The following is a 2,393-nucleotide window of genomic DNA, read 5'->3' on the forward strand; positions in this document are numbered from 1 at the left end:
CGCTATCAACTGGTTCTGTTTTTGTTTGAATGCTGATTCAGAGATATCCTGATAAGTGAGAGTGACCCGGTCTTCTGACCTTGGCAGACGGCGACGCAACGAAACATCCGCTTCATAGGCTTTTATTAATCCCACTGCATCAGCCGTAAACCGGAATACCGATGTTGTGCCCTTGCGGCGGGTAACCTCTATTGCGCCGGTTTTCTCTAATACGCGGAACGCAGACCAGGCTTTTGAATGATAAACCCGGTATTTTTTCATCACGTCCAGGATTGTCATTTCAGTACCTGCCGGTTCGGTTGCTGCGATTTGGGTGTAAAGCATCATTACGCAGCCTCCCCTGAGCGCTCCACCAGCCAGTGTGCCTGCTGAATAAACAGGTCACCGGTGGCGATCAGTTCGTCACGGCTGATGTAACTGATTTTGTCGCCGGTCCATGTTTTATCGAGCACGACAATTGCCCCGGCAAAGAATGCACCCGATGGTTTCTGTTTCTTATCTGCCGGCACAAACCATTCCGGTAAATCAAACCCGACACGACCACGGATAAACGCGATATGATCTGCCCACTCAGTCCACCAGACTTCACTGGTTGCTGCTTTTAACAGGAATACATAGCGCCCGCCTTTCTCACGCATGGCTTTTGCGTGCTCCATGATGTTACGGACACCGGTCACAGCCTGTTTGTCGTGGTAACTACTGCGGGAATAAGGAGGATTGCCGTATGCTGAGCCGCCCAGCTCTTTTAGCTTTTCTGACCAGTCCTGTGTAAGTGCGTTATCTTCAGCGGTGTAATAATTCTGGCATTTGCTGTTCTGGCCATCAGTGAATAAATCCAGCGTGAACGGACCAAACTTCGCGTTGATACCCCAATACAGCGCATCCGGTGTGCACCACTGGTCACCGACATCTTTCAGCATGTGAGCGGGTTTATTACGCAGCTCATCCAGCTCAATAACGTAATCTGAGCGCAGATCCGGAGTTTCCGCCTTAGATAACGCGGCAAGAATGCGTTCACCAATCCAGCGCATTACCGGTACCGCCATGCTATTACCGATAGCGCGGTAACGCGGACCATCCGGACAATCAGCAGCATCTTTACCGCGCCAGCTGATTCGGGTGTGAAAATCCTGAAATCCCTGCAAGCGTTCACATTCAACCGGAGTCAGACGGCGGACGATGTTTTGTGTTGATATGGCATGAGCATCTGTTTTTGTCAGTGTGTAAGAAACGCCCGATTCATCGAACCCGTTTCCGTTACCACCATTATCAGGGGACCGGCCGATAATATTCCCGGCTACAGCGATAGCAGGATATCCCTGCCCAGGCTTGCCGCCACCTGTCGATAACGGACCGGTAATCTGACCATCACCATTCTGTAATCTCACCTCTCCCTGGCTGTTTTCAGCGAATGAAAAGCAGGCATTTTCCTGTCCGTGATTACGCCCCAGGGTATGAGCCAGTTCATGATTGACGTCCGGATCCTGAGTGCCGTGTACTGCAAAAGTGTCGGTATCAAAATCTAAACGGGCGCCATGTGCTGTACAGGTAGTTGCAACCTTGATTGCACCGGAAGTATTGCCGCCGCCAAATGCTATTAGGTGTCCTGCTTGTGCCTGGTTATCGTCTGCGCCTGTTGCGCCAACGCCATTTTTAGTAAGGGTGGCAACTGTCTGTTCCGCTTCTCCGCGCGCCGGAGAATCCCCGTGCAGGCTGTCGGACTCAAATAGTATTTCTGCGGGACAGATGTCTTTTCTAGCACTTGCGATAACGAAGACACGGCGGCGGCGTTGGGGCACTCCGAGATATTGAGCATCGAGGATCCGCCACGCGACAGTTCTTTTCGGTCCAGACACATAACCAGCGTTTGACCATCTTTCCCCTGTCGGTTTGAGTTCTTCACTTTCTCCGGCAAGCCCTGCAAGAAAGCAACCAAAGGCATTGTCTTTGCTGCTGAGAACGCCGGGGACGTTTTCCCAGACGATGATTGCCGGCTGCTCGCCGTTTTGTTCTCTGATTTCATCAATACTGTCCGCCAATTCAACATACGAAAGGGTTAATTGCCCGCGCTCATCACTCAAACCACCACGCAGACCGGCAACGCTGAACGCCTGGCATGGTGTACCGCCAACCAGCAGATCGGGCGTTGTGACTGTTCCGGAAAGAACCGCTGCCGCAATTTTTGTCATATCACCGAGGTTATTTACCTGCGGCCAGTGTGCTGCCAGTACTGCTGACGGGAACGGCTCAATCTCACTGAACCAGGCGGGGATCATCCCGATAGGTTCCCAGGCGACCGAGGCAGCTTCAATGCCGGGACATACAGATCCGTAAGTAAGGTTCATCAGATAACCCCCTCACACTGATACGCTTTTGCATACATCCGGATCCGT

At 52.1% G+C, this 2,393-nt stretch carries 2 protein-coding genes; both read right to left on the reverse strand.

Annotated elements, in window-relative coordinates; all coding sequences use genetic code 11:
* On the reverse strand, positions 1–327 hold a 327-nt coding region (locus tag ACMHKJ_RS19090), incomplete at its 3' end, for a hypothetical protein (RefSeq protein ID WP_413496397.1).
* On the reverse strand, positions 327–2,345 hold the full coding sequence (locus tag ACMHKJ_RS19095) for a phage N-6-adenine-methyltransferase (protein WP_413496399.1): 2,019 nt from the start codon (positions 2,343–2,345) through the stop codon (positions 327–329). The genes ACMHKJ_RS19090 and ACMHKJ_RS19095, both read right to left, overlap by 1 nt.
* Between the last annotated feature and the right edge of the window lie 48 nt (positions 2,346–2,393).

This window comes from Morganella psychrotolerans (assembly GCF_965118875.1).
In the GTDB taxonomy this organism is placed as follows: domain Bacteria; phylum Pseudomonadota; class Gammaproteobacteria; order Enterobacterales; family Enterobacteriaceae; genus Morganella; species Morganella psychrotolerans_C.

Excerpts from the sequence above, each read along its gene's own strand:
- ACMHKJ_RS19095 (WP_413496399.1), bottom strand. The coding sequence starts at position 2,345 with ATGAACCTTACTTACGGATCTGTATGTCCCGGCATTGAAGCTGCCTCG.